At 74.1% G+C, this 15,501-nt stretch carries 14 protein-coding genes; 9 read left to right on the forward strand and 5 right to left on the reverse strand.

The window, feature by feature from the left end; all coding sequences use genetic code 11:
- The first annotated feature begins 33 nt into the window (after nt 1-33).
- Genes ACICHK_RS05630 through ACICHK_RS05640 form a run of 3 tightly spaced genes read left to right on the forward strand, consistent with a single transcriptional unit; the run spans nt 34 to nt 2,838 of the window.
- Nucleotides 34-1,461 (forward strand): DUF3533 domain-containing protein, encoded by a 1,428-nt coding sequence (locus tag ACICHK_RS05630; protein ID WP_406835992.1) that lies wholly within the window; start codon nt 34-36, stop codon nt 1,459-1,461.
- Nucleotides 1,462-1,474: 13 nt separating this feature from the next.
- Nucleotides 1,475-2,068, forward strand: coding sequence for a hypothetical protein (locus ACICHK_RS05635; protein ID WP_406835993.1), 594 nt, complete (start codon nt 1,475-1,477; stop codon nt 2,066-2,068).
- Nucleotides 2,065-2,838, forward strand: a complete 774-nt coding sequence (locus tag ACICHK_RS05640) for an alpha/beta fold hydrolase (protein ID WP_406835994.1) — start codon at nt 2,065-2,067, stop codon at nt 2,836-2,838. Before ACICHK_RS05635 ends, ACICHK_RS05640 begins: the two co-directional genes overlap by 4 nt.
- Nucleotides 2,839-3,151: 313 nt before the next feature.
- On the opposite strand, the gene ACICHK_RS05645 is transcribed toward ACICHK_RS05640, so the two are convergent.
- The 3 genes from ACICHK_RS05645 to ACICHK_RS05655 form a co-directional block, all read right to left on the reverse strand.
- Complete coding sequence (locus ACICHK_RS05645; RefSeq protein ID WP_406835995.1) at nt 3,152-5,122, reverse strand: M48 family metalloprotease; 1,971 nt, start codon at nt 5,120-5,122, stop codon at nt 3,152-3,154.
- Between the two features lie 49 nt (nt 5,123-5,171).
- On the reverse strand, nt 5,172-5,858 hold the full coding sequence (locus ACICHK_RS05650; RefSeq protein WP_406835996.1) for a hypothetical protein: 687 nt from the start codon (nt 5,856-5,858) through the stop codon (nt 5,172-5,174).
- A 237-nt stretch (nt 5,859-6,095) separates the two neighbouring features.
- Entirely contained in the window at nt 6,096-6,959 is an 864-nt protein-coding gene (locus ACICHK_RS05655) for a hypothetical protein (protein WP_406835997.1), read from the reverse strand.
- A 259-nt stretch (nt 6,960-7,218) separates the two neighbouring features.
- Between ACICHK_RS05655 and ACICHK_RS05660 the strand changes: the two genes are divergently transcribed.
- The 5 genes from ACICHK_RS05660 (at nt 7,219) to ACICHK_RS05680 (ending at nt 12,741) form a co-directional block, all read left to right on the forward strand.
- Nucleotides 7,219-7,923, forward strand: a complete 705-nt coding sequence (locus ACICHK_RS05660; protein WP_406835998.1) for a response regulator transcription factor — start codon at nt 7,219-7,221, stop codon at nt 7,921-7,923.
- Complete coding sequence (locus tag ACICHK_RS05665) at nt 7,920-9,410, forward strand: sensor histidine kinase (protein WP_406835999.1); 1,491 nt, start codon at nt 7,920-7,922, stop codon at nt 9,408-9,410. Before ACICHK_RS05660 ends, ACICHK_RS05665 begins: the two co-directional genes overlap by 4 nt.
- Before the next feature lie 47 nt (nt 9,411-9,457).
- The gene (locus tag ACICHK_RS05670; RefSeq protein ID WP_406836000.1) at nt 9,458-9,895 is read left to right on the forward strand and encodes a hypothetical protein; all 438 of its coding nucleotides are present in this window, start codon (nt 9,458-9,460) and stop codon (nt 9,893-9,895) included.
- Complete coding sequence (locus ACICHK_RS05675) at nt 9,895-10,089, forward strand: hypothetical protein (protein ID WP_406836001.1); 195 nt, start codon at nt 9,895-9,897, stop codon at nt 10,087-10,089. Before ACICHK_RS05670 ends, ACICHK_RS05675 begins: the two co-directional genes overlap by 1 nt.
- Before the next feature lie 300 nt (nt 10,090-10,389).
- On the forward strand, nt 10,390-12,741 hold the full coding sequence (locus ACICHK_RS05680) for a SpoIIE family protein phosphatase (RefSeq protein ID WP_406836002.1): 2,352 nt from the start codon (nt 10,390-10,392) through the stop codon (nt 12,739-12,741).
- A gap of 58 nt (nt 12,742-12,799) precedes the next feature.
- Here the strand turns inward: ACICHK_RS05680 and ACICHK_RS05685 are convergent, their stop codons facing one another.
- Together ACICHK_RS05685 and ACICHK_RS05690 are read right to left on the reverse strand one after the other, a co-directional pair.
- Complete coding sequence (locus ACICHK_RS05685) at nt 12,800-14,041, reverse strand: NAD(P)/FAD-dependent oxidoreductase (protein ID WP_406836003.1); 1,242 nt, start codon at nt 14,039-14,041, stop codon at nt 12,800-12,802.
- 413 nt (nt 14,042-14,454) lie between these two features.
- Nucleotides 14,455-14,802 carry a PRC-barrel domain containing protein gene (locus tag ACICHK_RS05690; RefSeq protein ID WP_151467169.1) on the reverse strand — a complete coding sequence of 116 codons (348 nt, stop codon included), beginning with the start codon at nt 14,800-14,802 and terminating at the stop codon, nt 14,455-14,457.
- A 556-nt stretch (nt 14,803-15,358) separates the two neighbouring features.
- Here ACICHK_RS05690 and ACICHK_RS05695 point away from each other — a divergent pair.
- Nucleotides 15,359-15,481 carry a hypothetical protein gene (locus tag ACICHK_RS05695; protein WP_406836004.1) on the forward strand — a complete coding sequence of 41 codons (123 nt, stop codon included), beginning with the start codon at nt 15,359-15,361 and terminating at the stop codon, nt 15,479-15,481.
- The last annotated feature ends 20 nt before the right edge of the window (nt 15,482-15,501 follow it).

Consider the following 15,501-nt stretch of genomic DNA (forward strand, 5'->3'; position numbering starts at 1 on the left):
ACGAATCCGACTGCCGAGCGAGAGGACACCACCGTGCGAGCCGGCACTGTCTGGAAGCAGCCACGCGCCTGGCTGATCGTGGTGGTGGGCTGCGTTCTGGCCGCCCTGAGCACCCTCAGCTACCTGCTCCCCGCCACCGATCCGGAGGGCCATCTGCACCGGCTGCCCTTGATCCTCGTCTCCGAGGACCAGGGCGTCACGACGGCGGACGGCTCGAAGGTCGACCTCGGGACGCAGCTGGTCCGCGGCATCACCCGGGCCGCCGCGCGGGACGACCGGGTGGAGTGGACCGTCGTGGCCGACCGGGCGCAAGCCGAGCGCGCACTGGCCGATCAGCACGCCTACGCCGCGCTGGACGTCCCTCGCGACTTCACCCGCGCGTCGCTCTCCCTGCTGACCGGGAACAGCGCCGCCGAACGCCCCACACTGACCGTGCTGACCCACCGCGGAGTGGGCGGCATGGCGGCCTCGATGGCGGACAAAGCCGTACGCGCGACCGTGGCGAAGGCTTCCGGTGAGCTGGGCACCCGACTCGTCACCCGTGCCACGGCCACCCCGGCCGACGGCGCCGCCGGGAAGTCCGCATCCGCCACGACCGGCGAAGCCGCCGGCGTCGAGCCCTCGGCGGCAGCCGCGTCCGACACCGCCCGCCGCGGCACTCGGCTCCGGAGCACCGCCACCGCCCCCGGCTTCCTCGTCCTCCTCCACGACCCCGTACGGATCGAAGCGGAACAGCAGCCCGTAGCCGCCGGCTCCGCACCCTCTGGTGGCACCGTCCCGCTCTACCTCGCCGTCGCGCTGCTCATCTCGGGGCTCCTGCCCGCGACCCTGCTGACGATGCTCATCGACGCCCGGCTCGGCTACCTCCCCCTGGAGATCGGACCGCGCCGACTGCTGAAGCCGATCGTCGGGATCGCCCGCTCCTCAACCTTCCTCGCCAAGGCGGTCATCGGCACCGTCATGGGGTTCGCCGCCGGAGCGGTGGTCGCCGAGGTGGGGCTCGCCAGTGTCGAACTCGGCGCGCGGGCCCCCGGCCAGCTGGTCGTCTTCTGCGGCCTGGCCTGCGCCTCCATCACGCTGCTGACCCTCGCCCTGTTCGCGCTGCTCGGCGCCCCCGGCCAGATCCTGGCCCTCCTCGTCGTCACACTGATCGGTGTCCCGCTGTCGGGCGGCGCCATTCCGCCCGAGGCCCTGCCGGCCGGTCTGGACGCACTCGGCCGGCTCCTGCCGGCCCGACACGTCGTCGAAGGCGTCCGGTCCCTGCTGTTCTACGGCGGTGACGCCCCGCAGGTGACCACCGCGTGGCTGGTCATGGGAGCGTATGCGCTCGGTTCCGCCCTGCTGGGCCTGCTGGGCTCGCACGTCTACGACCGACGCGGCTACCGGCGCGCCCACGCGCTCGAACTGACACCCCGTCCCGTGGCCCACTCCACCCCCGGACCACTCCCCCGACCGTCGTGAGGTGAGACCCGCCATGGCCACGTCCCCCACCGTCTCCGGCAGTGCCCCGGCGGACTCCCGCACCGGGCACATCCCGCCCGGCACGGTCGCCCCCCGCCTGTCGAGCGCCGGCCACAGGACCCGTCGCCTCGCCGCACGGGACCTGCTCGCCGAGCCCCGGCCGCACGGCGACGTCGGCCGTCCCCGAGCGGCCGCGGCGGCAGAACCGTTCACCGTGCCCGACGGCCCCGTCAGGGCGGCCCCGGCGCACCGGGACTCGCGCTCCGCCCCTCCGAGCCCCTTCCCGTCCTCCCCGCCCCGTCCCGGTGCACCGCCCCGGCACGGTCTGTGGAGCAAGGCCGTCCTGCCGTCGGCGAAAGGCCGCACGGCCGGCCGGGACGCGCCACTCCAGAAGGCCGTGCGCGTCGGCGGACTCCGTTCCGGGGACACGGCCGCCGGTGTCCCGGACCGCTTCCCGGCCGAGGAGACCGCTCGCTCCGTGGAGGTTCCGGGGGCTCCTCGGTACGTCGGTGCCCATGAGCGGTTCGGCCGGAGGACGGCCCGGCTCCGACCCGTCACGGCACGACTTCCCCGGCTCCGCGCGGACGTCGCACGGAGGCTGCCATGACCCTGCCGGGACTGCACGTGTTCGACGGCGGTGCGACGTCCGCCGCCGTGGTGATGGTGCACGGCATCCGCGTGTCCTCGTCCATGTGGCTGCCCCACGCCCGGCGGCTCGCGCCGGACTTCCGGGTGAGCACCCTGGACCTGCCCGGCCACGGCATCCTGCACGACGAGACGTTCACCCTCGCCTCGGCCGTCGAAGCTCTCGACGCCGCGGTCGCCGAGGCCGGCGCCGCGACCGGCGGGCGGCCCCTGGTCGTCGGCATGTCGCTGGGCGGCTTCGTGGCCATGGCCCACGCGGCGACCCGTCCCGGGCAGCTGCGCGGCCTGCTGATCTGCGGCTCGACCGCCCGGGCCCGCGGCTGGAAGGCACTCGCATACACCGCGGCCGCACACATCGACCAGCGCCGCAGCGAGGAGCACAGCGCCGAGGCGAATGCCCGCCTCTTCCGCCGCCGCGCCATCCCCGAGTGCGCCGAGGCCGTCATAGCCGGCGGCTTCGCCCGGCACGCCTTCGGCGAGGCCGTTCGGGAACTGCGCCGCGTGGACGTCCTGGACCTGGCCGCCCGCCTGCGGACCCCGACCCGGTTCGTCAACGGGCGCCGTGACCTCCTCTTCCGCCAGGAGGAAAAGACGTTCCTCAGAGCCGTACGCGCCGCAGGCACGACCGCCCACCTCACACACGCCCCCGGCGACCACCTCTTCCCGCTGCAAGACCCGGACGGCTTCGCCGACTTGGTCCGAGACGTCCACACGGGGCTTCCCGCGACCTGACAGGAGCTCAGAAACCCTTCACCGAATCCACGTTCGCCCGGCCGATGACGTGGCACGTTTACCGCTGATCGCGGCCACCACCCGGCACGACGCCGTCGTCACCAGCCGGGCACTCGACCACCCCGTCCACGACCTGTTCCCAGTCCGCCCCGGCAGAAGCCGCCCCGGCTGCACCGCCACATGACCCCGGCCATCGCTGCCTGCGCCTGCCTGACCGTCCTGCCGGCCCGCCGGCTGGATGCGGAGAAAGCAGAAACGGATCCTCCCGGCTCATCTGAACTGCCCGGAAAGCAAAACAAAAACCGTTGCAGTGCTAGCCGTTTCCCAAGGTCAGCGACAGGCGTTGCACGGTGGTCGAGGTGGAGGTGAACTCCCGGCAGTCGACCACCGCCCGCACGGCTCCGGTCACGGCCCTGACGAGGTCCAGCCGGACCGTCGGGCCCGTGCCGGTGACGAAACGGGCTTCCACCCAGGTCGTGGTGGCGCTGACCTCGGTGCGTCGGGTGCGCTCCCCGGTCAGCAGGCGTGTCGTGCCGTCGACGGACGTGGTGCGCAGGACGGGGACTTCGGCCGGGTCGGACACCCGGGTGCCGTCGTCGCGCAGGGTCCAGCGGGCCGCGCGCAGACGGTCGGCCACCTCCTGGGCCTGGGACCGGGTCCCGGAGACGGGATCGACGGAGATGACGGCGAGCGTGCGGAAGGTGCGGGGTCCCCGCGAGGGGGCCGGGCCACCGCCGGACGGCGACGGCTTTCCGGGCGTGAGGGCCGGGAGTCCCGGCGGACGGCTGGGATCGGGCGGCGCGGCACGACCGGGACACGCCGCGGCCGTCGCCCCGGAACCGGAACCGGGGCCGGTTCCGGTTCCGGGTTCGGTTCCGGGCCCGTCATCGGCTCCGGTGCCGCCGTCCGGTGCCCGCGTGACCGGGGCGGTCGGTCCCGCCGCGTCGTCGGCGAACACTCCGCCGGCCGGGCGGGGGGCGAGAGGCAGCAGCCCGACGAGCAGCAGGACCGCCGGAAACAGGACGGCCGCCACGTACACGGTCACGGACCGGGCCGTCGCGGACCGGGCGGCCGTCGCGGACCGGGCGGCAGTCGGCGGCGGGTCCCTCCGCGCGGGTCGCGCTCCGCCCACCAGCGGCCAGACCAGCGCGACGGCGAGGGTCGCCCACCAGGCGGGCTGCCCGGCCAGCGACTCGTGGGCCAGGGCGAGGACCTGCCGGGCGGCCCGGTCGGCGGACGCCCCCAGCAGCACGTACGCGGGAAACGCCCCCAGCGTCATCAGCAGCAGCTGGGCGAACAGCGCCAGGGGCCACAGCAGCGTCGACAGGAGCCGGACCCCCGTGGTCCCGGCTCGCGACACACACCGGACACGCATCCCGACGGGCGGGTGGTAGAGCCGTGCGAGGCCCCCGTGATCACCCTTCTCGAGGCGGCGCAGAGCGCGTACGACGGTGTCGGCGCCCGCGGTCCGGGCCGCGAAGCGGTCCGCGCCGAGCTCCGCCGACCAGAGCGCGGCCACCACGAGGAGCAGCACCTTCGGAACGCTCTCCAGGACCAGTACGACCTCGGCGCACACCAGCACCGCTGTCGCGTTGCCCGTGACGGCCAGCAGTGTGACCGGCAGGACGACGAAGCCCGCGAGGACGTACGGCCAGACGCGGACCAGCGCGGTGAAGGGACTGCCGAGCCCGGTGACGTGCTGCTCTCCCCGCCGCAGATGGCCGAGTTCGTGCAGGAGGACCGCTCGGGCCGCCTCGATGTCCGTGTGCCACAGATGGACGAGCGGGGCGAAGACGCCGATCCGTGCCGTGCGCCGATCGCCGGGGTAGACACGGGCGGAGAGTCCGTCCTGCGTGCTCAGACGCAGCCGGGTGCCGGGGGCGTGCGCGTGGACGAACGCCGTCATCTCGGCGGCGAAGTGCGGCTCGGCGCTCTCGCCCCGGCCTCCGGGTGCCGCCGGGGACGCCATCAGCGGATCGTCGGGGGCCAGGAGCCCGTAGCGGCGCTCGACGAGACGACGGCGGGCCCGCGGGGCGAGGAGCGCGAGGACCGCGGCGAGCAGGAAGAACTGGGGCAGGAGCTGGACCAGGCCGAGCACCGCCGTGACGAAGCCGCCGCGTCCGGCCTCGTCGGTCCGGCCGAGACCGGCGCTCACGTCGAGGGTGCGCCCGATCAGCGCGGGAAGCTGAGCGAGGAAGAGCGCCAGGGTCAGCCACAGCCAGGGCGGCGGCCCCCACGACCGGGCGGGCCGGAGCGGCGGCCTCCTCATGACGTCGTACGGCATCGGTCCGTGCGCCGAGACGGTCGGCGGACCGGTGCGGTCGACGCCGTACTCATCCCTGGTCCGTACCGTCGGGACCGGCCGACGGGCCGTGCGGGGTCGTAGGGGGGCGGCCCGCACGACGGAGCATGCCCGACGCCGCCGAACGCAGTCGGCGCAGTTTCCGGCACCGGGTGCCGGGGCCGCGCGGCGGCGGGGGCGGTTCGTCACCGACCAGCGCGTCGAGGAAGGCCGCGGCCTCCACCGGGTCGTCCTCGGTGACCATCCGGGCGATGAGCCGCGCCGTCAGTTCGTCGGCCTCCTCCGGGGCCAGCCCGCGGTCCCGGAGCCGCGCGCTCATGCGCAGGGCGGCCCGTACGACGTCCGCAGTGGGAGCACCCGGACCGGCGTCGCCGCCCGGGGGAACCGCCGCTCCGGGCACGGCACCCGGTGACGCTCCTGACGGGTCCTCGCCGTCACCCCCGGCGTCCGGCACCGGGCGCGGCGATGACGGCGGCGGCGACGCCGACGGCGTGCCCCGCCCGGTGGGCGGGCCGTCGTCCGGTGAGGCGCTGCCGTCCTCCCCCGTTCGCCGGGTCGCGGCCTCGGCGCGCCGCTGGGCCCGTAACCCGACCAGCAGGCCGGTCGCGGACAGGAGATTGTTCAACTCGGGACTGCCCAGGGCGGATTTCAGCGATCTGGCGGCGTACGCGAGCCCGTCCAGCACGGCGGGAAGAACGGCGACCGCTCCGCCGCCCATGCCTCCGGGCGCCCGACCGGGCGCGGAAAAAGGTCACGGCGGGGAGCGCCGCCCGCGGCGTACGCGCGAGCGGTCTGCACCGCGAACCCGATCTCCCCGGGAGCGGCCCGCTCGGCGATCCGCACGCTCCAGGTGTCCAGCCGGTCCGGTGTCGTCATCCGGCCTCCCCCGACGCGATCGCCCCGCCTCCGAGGCCTCCCGCCACCGCCGTCCGCGGTAAGGGGGCCGGTGAGCTCGTCACGAGGCCGTACCGTCGAAGGTGAACTTGAACGCGACCACGCCGTCGGTGGTGCTTCCCGCGGCGGTCAGCGATGCCCCGGAGCTGTCGAGGCGGCCCGTGAACGTCGTGCCGGCGGCCAGCGCGTGCGGGAAGCCTCCGGGCATCTGGCCGAGGTCGGAGCGGCAGGCGACGAGCAGGCCGGGCCAGTTGAGCAGGTTCAGGACGACGGCTTCCCGGGCGTGCGGATCCGTGAGCCGTGCGTCCAGCTCGCCGTCGGACCAGTCGATGTCCCAGTAGGTCAGCAGGAGGTTCGGATCCCGGTAGTTGCCCGCCAGGTCCTGGCTCGAGACCGTGCTGACCGACGACGACCAGAAGGACACCGCGCCGGCCTGGGAGGAGTTGCCCGCCGCGAACAGCATCGAGAACGGGTTGTTCTCGGTCTGGTCGCCGCCCGTCCGCGGCCGGTTCAGGTCGAGGGTGCTGTTCATGGAGTAGGTCCGGCTGTCCGCCAGGCGCCGGGACCCGTCGGTGGAGCAGTAGTCGTAGATGTCGACGGAGATGCTCGCCGTACCGCTGTACGCCCTTCCCCACAGGGCCGACGCCCCCGAGCCGCCGGCCGACACCGGTTCCTGGGAGGCGGCGGCCGTCGTGGCCTCCTCCGTGGCCGGTGTCGGCGTCGGCGTCGCCACGTCACTGACCGAAGGCGTCGGCTCGGGCGTCGACGCGGGCGCCGACGACGGCGCCGCGGACGCCAAGGTGCCGGCGGAGGCCGTCGAGGCGTCGGCCGTCGGCGCGCCGTGCTTCCCGCACCCGGCCAGGGACGCGCACAGGAGACCCGCGCAGACCGTCGCGACCAGCCGGACCCGGATGTCGGTGGGCATTCTTCGAACCCGCGTCATGGCAGGCATGACACCCCCCTCCCCGCGCCGGGCCACCCCCCACGAGCGCCCAGGACATGCGGGACATTACGCTGCGCTGACTTTCCCTCACCCCCCGCGAAGTCCTTCGTTACCGTTTCGTGCCTGGCCACAGCCGTGTACGGGGTGGACCGCGCGGGTCCGGTGGCGGAACCCCTGGTGCACCATGGGCGACGAAACGGGCCGGCCCGACCGGTCCGTTCCTGCGAACCGGGGTGTGATGATGGGCGAAGACCGGGGCCGCGTCCTCGTCGTCGACGACGACGCGGCGATACGAAGGTCACTCGAACGCGGTCTGCGGCTGGGCGGTTTCACCGTGGATCTCGCCGACGACGGCCGGTCCGCGCTGGCCCTGGTCCGGCGGACCCCGCCGGACGCGATCGTGCTGGACATCTCCATGCCCGGTCTCAGCGGCATCGACGTGTGCCGGACGCTGCGCGAGGAGGACGACGACGTACCCGTCCTGATGCTCTCCGCGCTCGACGAGACCGGTGACCGGATCGCGGGGCTGCAGGCCGGCGGGGACGACTACCTGGTGAAGCCGTTCGCCCTGCAGGAGCTGGTGCTCCGGCTCCAGGCGCTGCTGCGGCGCCGGCCGCCGAAGGACACCGGCACCGTACGGGTGGGCGGGCTGTCGCTGGATCCCGCGGCCCGCACGGTCAGCCTGGACGGACGGCGACTGGAGCTGACCCGGCGGGAGTTCGAGCTGCTGCACGTCCTGGCGCGCAACGCGGGCATCGTGCTCAGCCGCGATCAGCTCCTCGACCGGGTCTGGGGCTACGACTTCGATGTGCGCACCGACGCGGTGGACACGTTCGTGAGCTATCTGCGGCGCAAGCTGGAGGCGGCGGGCCGGGCCCGGATCGTCCACACCGTGCGGGGTGTGGGGTTCGTGCTGCGCGACGACGGACCGGAGGCCGGACGATGAGGCTGTCCACCCGTATCGCCCTCGCCGTCGGGGCGACCGTGCCGGTCCTGGTGCTGGCCACCGGCTGGCTGCTGCTGCGGCTGGTCGCGGCGGATCTGCACGACCAGCAGGACGCGCACCTGCGGCGGAGCGCGGCGGCCGTGGCGAAGGACGCCCGCGGCCTGCTGCGCGCGAGTGCCGCCGACCGGTCGGCGCGGATCGAACAGGCCCGGGAGAGACGGCTGTTCACGTCCGCCCTGGACGTCGGCGTACGGCTGGTCGGCCCGTCGGAGACGTTCACGGGCGGCCCGCAGCCGGACCAGGGGGTGACGCTTCCCGCGAGCGCGCCGGTGCCGGTCACGCTGCGGACCGGCAAGGACTCCTGGCGGGTCCTGTCGACGCGGGTGTCCGGTACCCGTCCCGGGGTGCGCGGCACGCTCTGGCTCTTCGCGCCCGACACCGCGGCGAGCACCCAACTGCGCCTGGTGCGCAGGCGCGTGGTGACGGTGGCACTGCTCGCCGCTCCGCTGTCGGGGCTGCTGGCCGGCGCGGTGGCCGGACGCGCGAGCCGTCCGCTGCGGCGGCTGCGGGACAGCGCGAGCGGTCTGGATCCGCGGACCAGCGCCGCCCGTCTCGACCACACGCCGGCCCGGATCGCCGAGGTCGACGATCTGGCGCACACCCTCCGGACGGTCCTGAGCCGCTACGACGAACAGGCCGCGAGGACCGAGGAGGCGCTCGCCACCGCCCGTTCGTTCGCCTCGGCCGCCGCGCACGAACTGCGCACCCCGCTGATGAGCATGCAGACCAATCTGGAGATCCTCACCGAGCACCCGGCCCTTCCCGCGCCCGACCGTGACGAGGTCCTCGACGACCTGCGGCGCGAACACGCCCGGCTGCTGGGGCTGTTGGTCATGCTGCGTGAGCTCGGCCGCGGCGACCTGGTCGAGGCGGACGCCTTCGGCCCCGTGGACCTCGCGGACGTCGTCGAGGCGAGCGTCCGGGAGCAGCGGCGGCGCCGTCCGCTCGCGCACATCGTGGCCGACTGTCCGCCGGGGCTGCGGGTGCACGGCTGGGAGCCCGGACTGCGCACGGTCCTGGACAACCTCCTCGTCAACGCGCTGGTGCACGGCGGATGCGCGGACGGACGCCCCGCGCGCGTCGGTGTCACGGTGCGCGCGAGCGGTGACCGCGCCGTCCTGTTCGTCGACGACGAGGGGCCGGGTATCGCGCCCGAGCGCAGGACCACGGTCTTCGAACGCTTCGAGCGCCGCCCGGACAGTCCGGGGTCGGGCCTCGGACTCACCCTGGTCGCCCAGCAGATCGACCTGCACCGGGGCCGTGTCCGCGTCCTCGAACCGCCGTCCGGAACGGGGACCCGGATCGGGGTCTCGCTCCCGCTGCCGGGCGGCGCGGAGGATGCCGGGGCGACGCTCCCGCCGCAGCGCAACTGGGTGATCACGACAGCCGGCGCCCGGCCACAAGAATTCCACAAAGAGGACTCCTAGCGTGCCGGGCGTGCGGGCAACCGCCCCGAAGCGAAGAGGAGTTCAGCATGCCGAGGACACCGAGGACACCGAGGACGACGCCGGTGGCATCGAGGACCAGGACGGCCGTCGTCTCACTGCTGGCGGTCGGCGCGCTGCTCGGAGCCGCGGGGGCCGCGTCGGCCGACGGCGCCGGGACGCATCCGTCGGGCGCGCCGACGGGTGACGGTGCGAAGGCGCTCTGCAAGCGCGCCCCGAAGATCGACCAGCGGATCGACCGCATCCTCGGCCGGCTGAACGGGGACGCCTCGCAGCGCGGTTCGATCGCCCGGCTGGAGCAGCGGGTCGCCGACGCCAGGTCCGCGGGGCATACGCAGATCGAGACGTACCTCGACGACCGCCTCACCTTCAGGCGTTCGCTCGTCCCGACGCTGGAGGGCCGCCGGAAGGACCTGGCGGACGTCGAGAAGTGGTGCGCGAGCCACCACGACGGAGCCGGCTCCTGATGCGCGCGGGACGTGCGGCGGCGGCGCTCGCCGTGACGGCGCTGCTCCTGACCGCGTGCGGTGGCCACGGTGACGCCGGGAACGCCCCCGCGTCGCCGGGCCCGGCCTCCACGGATGTCGCCCGTCTGCAGGAACTGGTCGACGGCGCGGAGTCCGCGGTGAGTTCGGCCGAGTCGGACATGGCCCGCGACTGACGTCGTGGCGGGCGGCGTTCACGCGTGGACGGGCGAGGGCCCCGGCAGCCGGTGCCCCGGTGCCCCGGCGGCCGGGGCCCTCGTCCGTCCCGGACGGCGCGCGGCAAGGATCACCGCCTCGCGCCGCCGCCTCGCCTCACGGCCGCGGCGCACCGTAGAATTATGGCTTTGTAGACAAAGCGGACTTCATCGGCCAAGGAGGACATGGTCCGCGACATGACCTCCTCCGGTGATCCAGCCGTCGAAGCCGTCCCGTGACGCGGGGATGCCCGGCCGGGCACACAGCAGAGGTGATTTCCGGTGACTGGTGCCACCCCGCTGATGGTCGTCGACGGCGCGGGCGTCGTCGTCCGGTGGAGCCGCAGGGCGCGCGAGATCTGGCTGCGCCCGGACTCCGAGGCCGTGGGCCGGGTGGCCCTCGCCCTGGTCGCGCCCGGCGCCGGGAACTCCGGCGACGGTGCCCCCGGCCACCGCGCGGAACCGGGATCCGGCCCCCTGGTCATCCACGACGTCGGCGGAAACCCGGTCGACCTCCGCGTCCAGGTGGTCCCGCTCTCCGGCGGCGCCCTCGCCTGGGGCGTCTTCGAGGCGGGCGACGGTGCCGCCCCCGCCGGCACGCGGACCGCGGTGTTCGACATCCTGCGCTCCAACACGCGCGAGGCGTTCTTCGTCCTGGACCCCGAACTGCGCGTCCTCAGCGTCAACGAGGCGGCCAGCGCGCTGTGCGGCGTCGCGGCGGACAAGGCCCTCGACCGGCCGGTCGGCGATGTGTGCCGCCCCTCCCGTCCGCAGGAGTTCGAAGGTGTCCTGCGGGGCGCCCTGACGGACGGCACGCCCGTCACCGACCACACCGTACGGCTCGCCCCGCTGGACGGTTCGTCGCCGGAGCGCTTCGCGAACGTCTCGGTGTTCCCGCTGGAGGACTCGCGCGGCGTGGTCGTCTCCATGACCGAGGTCACGGAGTACCTGCGGAGCGTGAGGCGGCTTGAGGCGCTCGGTTCGGTGCGGGAGCGGGTGGGCCGGAGCCTGGACGTCGTCACGACCTGCCAGGAACTGGTGGACGCGCTGGTGCCCGGTTTCGCCGACATCGCGGTGGTCGAGGTGGTCGACGCGGTGGTGCGGGGCGAGGATCCCCCGCTCAGCCCTCTCGGGCGGGAGGTCCCGCTGCGCCGCGCGGCCTTCCGTATCGAGGGGGCCGCCCACGGGGCGCAGGCCCATCCCGTCGGTGACGTACGGGCCGTGCCGTCGCCCACGCCGTATTCGCAGATGCTCGGCGACCTCAAGCCGCGGGCCGTCACCCTGGACGGCGGCGCCCCTTGGCTGGACGCCGATCCGGAGCGGGCCCGCGCCATCCGCGCCTCCGGCGCCCGCGTCCTGCTCACCACCCCGTTGACGCTGCGGGGCGCCGTGCTCGGACTGCTGAGCCTCTATCGCGTACGGCCGCACGACGCCTTCGACGACAACGACCTCACCGTCGCCGGGGAACTGGCCGCGCACACGGCGCTGAGCCTCGACAACGCCCGCCGCTACACACGCGAGCACACGATCGCGGCGGCGTTGCAACGCCATCTGCTGCCGCCGGAGCCCCCGTCGCAGACGGCCATGGAGTTCGCGCCGCTGCACGTCCCGGCCGACGCCGGGGCGGGCACCTGGTACGACGCCTTCGGTCTGCCCGGGGCGCGCACCGCCCTGGCGATCGGGGAGGTCAGCGGGAGCGGCATCGACGCCGCCACCACCATGGGCCAGCTCCGGACGGTGATCCATTCGCTCGCGGCGCTCGACCTGGATCCCGACGAACTGCTCGCCCGCCTCGACGACGCGGTCGTACGGCTCGCCCAGGAGCGCTCGGCCCTGCCGGCGGGCGATCCCCTGCGCCGGCAGCCGCTCAGGGCCAGTTGTGTGTACGCGGTGCACGACCCGCTCCAGGAGACCTGCGTCATGGCCTCCGCCGGCCATCCCGCGCCCGTGGTGGCCCACCCCGGCGGCGTGGTGCACGTCCCGCAGATCCCGACCGGCCCCCTTCTCGGCAGCCGCGACGGGCCCCCCTTCGCCACCGCCTCCGTCCCGATGCGGGACGGCAGCGTACTCGCGCTGCGCAGCACGTCGTTCCCGGTCCCCGAAGGCCCGGACCACGACCCCGCGGACCCGCTGCGCGTGGCGCTGACCCGGCTGGACCGTCCCCTCGGCGACATACGGGACGACGTGCTCTACCGGCTGCGCGACACCGCGGGCCGTCGCGACGTCCTTCTGCTGCTGGCCCGCACCCGGGCGTTTCCGCCCGACCAGGTCGCCACCTGGTCCCTGGACTTCGCGCCCACGGCGGCCGCGACGGCACGGCACCACGCCCAGGAGCGGCTCCGGACGTGGCGGGTGGGCGAGGAGACCGCCTTCGCCACCGAGCTGATCGTCAGCGAACTGGTGACCAACGCCCTGCGTTACGGAGCGCCGCCGATCCGGTTGCGTCTCGTCATGGACTCCACGCTCACCTGCGAGGTCGACGACGCGGGCTGGGCCGCCCCGCGCCTGCGGCACGCCCGCACGGCCGACGAGGGCGGACGCGGCCTGTTCATCTGCGCGCAGATGAGCCGGAACTGGGGCATCCGCTACTCCGCGCAGGGCAAGACGATCTGGACGGAACAGACGCTGCCCTGAGGGCTCCGGGGGCAGCCGTCCGGGGCGGACCGCGGACGCGCCGTCCGGCGTACCGCCCCTACCGTGCCAGGTCGGCCGCGACCTCGCGCGCCGCCCGGGCTCCCGACGCCAGCGCGCCCTGGACCGAACCCGTGGCCCGGTGGTCCCCGCACACATAGCGGCCCGGGGCCACCCGTGCGGTCCGGCCGAGCGGCTGCGGGGGCGGCATCGCCGGCAGGGCGTCGGGAACGGTGCGGACCGTCAGCAGGTCCCAGTCCGCGGTGCCGGTGCCGTACACCTCGGAGAGCGCCTCGCGCAGCCGCGTCTCCCCGCCCTCCCGGTCGTGCCCGAGGACCGAGGTGGCGATCAACGACATCCCGGGCGGGGCGTAGCCCCGGACCACCTCGCTCAGGACGCAGGTGTTCAGGAAACGCCTCCTCGTGTCCGTCAGCAGGACGGGTTCGGCCAGCGGTGAACGGGTCGCGGCGTGGTAGTACGTCGTCACGACGCGGTAGGCCGGGAGGCCGAGGCCGGGCAGCAGCCGGGCGGCCGGTCCCGGTCCCGTGGCCACGACCACGGCCCGCGCGGCGAGTCCGCCCCCGCCGTCCACCTCGACCCCGCCGTCCGTGAGGCGCGTGACCGGGGTACCGAGGCGCACGGTCCCCGGGGGCAGCCCCTCGGCCAGCAGACGCGGCACCGCCCCGATGCCGGCGCCGGGCAGGCACAGGGTGCCGCGCAGCATGCTGCGCCAGACGAGGTGGAACACCCGGCCGGAGGTCTCCAGCTGGTCCTCCAGGAAGACCCCGGACAGGAACGGCCGGAAGAACCGCTCGACGAACTCCTCGGAGAATCCGGCCGCGGCCAGCGCGGTGCGTGTCGTACGGTCCTCGCCGCGCTTGAGCCACCGTGCGGGAGCGAGCATGTCCCGGCCGGACAGTGCGGCCAGCGCGAGCAGGTCACGGGTTCCCGCGAGCCGCCCCGGACGCAGGTCGCCCGGTCGCCTCCGGCCGCGGGTCGGGTCCTCGAAGCGCAGCGGCCCGTCCTCCGTGTGGACGAGGACGCCGGGCGTGAAGGGCCGCAGCCGCAGGTCGCGCAGGACGAGCCGGCGCCGGACCTGCGGGTAGGACGTGTTGAAGACCTGGAAGCCGCGGTCGACGACGAAACCCTCGTGCGTGTCGGAGCGCATCCGGCCGCCCACCCCGTCCGAGGCCTCCAGGAGCCGGACCGCGAAGCCGTACCCGACGAGATCGCGGGCGCACGCCAGACCGGCGAGCCCGCCGCCGACGATCAGGACATCGGACGCATCGCGCTTCGCGCTCATGGGCACCATCCTCCGAACAGCCGGTCCGTCCGCGCGCCGGCGGGCGCGCGTGAGTGGTCCGGGCGCGGGCCGGCGGTCCCGCGCCGTCGCACGCGCCCTCCCGAACCGATCTTCCCGCCGGGGCCGCCGGGCGGATGCGGGACCACGCCGGTGGACCGCGCCACGTGCCTGAGGCGCCGCGTCGGAGGACTCCGAGGACTCCGAGGATCCGCGGGGGGAATAGAACGGTATGGGCGGATGTTCCCCTACGTGTGACGCGGAGCGGCCTCCGCACACCAGGTAAGCGGCCCCGGCTGGTCTCCCCCGTCCAGCCGGGGTCCCCTGTACGTCCGGCGCCGTTTCCCACGTCGCCCGACGACAGCGAACCGCCGGCGCCACCCGTGACACGGGTGGCGCCGGCGGTCGGCGTCGCGTCAGTGTCCGGAGCCGTAATGGCCGCCGAGCTGATCGCGGTAGTGCGGGTCCCCGAGGTGCTTCTCCTTGTCGAACTCCGGCGCCGCCTTGATCTCGTCCTTGGTCCGGGCGACATGGATCGTCCTGTCCTCGTGACTGATCGACGTGATCGTCCCGGCGGGCAGCAGAACCTCCTTGCCGAAGATCCAGACGCCGGTGTCGACGACGATGTACTGGGAACCGACCTCGTCGGAGTGCTTGTCGACCTTCCCGATGTGGCCGTCGGCCGCCTCCACCCGGTAGCCGGAGAGATCGTCGTCGGGCGTGTGCCCACTGGTCGGGCCGTAACCCCAGAGGTGCTCGTTCACGAAGGATTCCTCCCACTCGTCCGCGGATGCGCGCCGCGGACCCGGACGGGTCCGCGGGTGCGCCCGTCGATGACCGGAGCGCGGTCACCGTTTCCCGGCGTGCCTTCCGCCGCGGTCCACCGGGTGTCCCCGTCCTTCGGAACGAACCCGTCCGCACACAGATTCTTCACAGACCCGATGCGGAGTGACCGAAAACCGACGTTCCAGCCGGAATTCGTTGCGGCCTGGACCACCGACACCCCGACAGCACGGACCGCCACGCTCCGCTTCCGGGCCGACCCGGACAGGGCAAGCACAGTAACGTTTCACTGAGTAATCGCGAGAACCCGAAGAGTGACGCTCGCGCCTTCGACGCGGCTCCGATGACCACCCGTTCGAGGGACGCGCTTTTCCGTCACGTTCCGCGGCAGGCGCACGAAAACTCCACAGAGACACCACTATGTGACGCGACGAACACGTGACGACCACGTCTGAGGGGGGCTGTGGCGTCGCGTCAGGGGGTGGCCGGCTCCATGGGAGCGGTACTCACCCCTGCCCGGGGAGGGGACTTCACCGCATGAAGCGGACCATTCACTCGACCGCGCCCGGACAAGGCGCGCTCATCGACCCGTTCGGCCCGAACGGCGCCCGTGTGCCGGCGGACGTCCCCGAGCGGGTCCTCCACAGCCCGGACCGCTGAGCCGTACACCGACCGAAGGT

This window comes from Streptomyces sp. AHU1, assembly GCF_045343905.1.
In the GTDB taxonomy this organism is placed as follows: Bacteria; Actinomycetota; Actinomycetes; order Streptomycetales; family Streptomycetaceae; genus Streptomyces; species Streptomyces triticiradicis.

Bases quoted from the DNA above. Each gene is read 5' to 3' on its own strand.
- ACICHK_RS05640 (WP_406835994.1), top strand. From the start codon at position 2,065: ATGACCCTGCCGGGACTGCACGTGTTCGACGGCGGTGCGACGTCCGCC.
- ACICHK_RS05650 (WP_406835996.1), bottom strand. From the start codon at position 5,858: ATGGGCGGCGGAGCGGTCGCCGTTCTTCCCGCCGTGCTGGACGGGCTC.
- ACICHK_RS05695 (WP_406836004.1), top strand. From the start codon at position 15,359: ATGAAGCGGACCATTCACTCGACCGCGCCCGGACAAGGCGCGCTCATC.
- ACICHK_RS05660 (WP_406835998.1), top strand. From the start codon at position 7,219: ATGGGCGAAGACCGGGGCCGCGTCCTCGTCGTCGACGACGACGCGGCG.
- ACICHK_RS05670 (WP_406836000.1), top strand. From the start codon at position 9,458: ATGCCGAGGACACCGAGGACACCGAGGACGACGCCGGTGGCATCGAGG.
- ACICHK_RS05645 (WP_406835995.1), bottom strand. From the start codon at position 5,122: ATGCCGTACGACGTCATGAGGAGGCCGCCGCTCCGGCCCGCCCGGTCG.
- ACICHK_RS05685 (WP_406836003.1), bottom strand. From the start codon at position 14,041: ATGAGCGCGAAGCGCGATGCGTCCGATGTCCTGATCGTCGGCGGCGGG.
- ACICHK_RS05665 (WP_406835999.1), top strand. From the start codon at position 7,920: ATGAGGCTGTCCACCCGTATCGCCCTCGCCGTCGGGGCGACCGTGCCG.
- ACICHK_RS05675 (WP_406836001.1), top strand. From the start codon at position 9,895: ATGCGCGCGGGACGTGCGGCGGCGGCGCTCGCCGTGACGGCGCTGCTC.
- ACICHK_RS05655 (WP_406835997.1), bottom strand. From the start codon at position 6,959: ATGCCCACCGACATCCGGGTCCGGCTGGTCGCGACGGTCTGCGCGGGT.
- ACICHK_RS05635 (WP_406835993.1), top strand. From the start codon at position 1,475: ATGGCCACGTCCCCCACCGTCTCCGGCAGTGCCCCGGCGGACTCCCGC.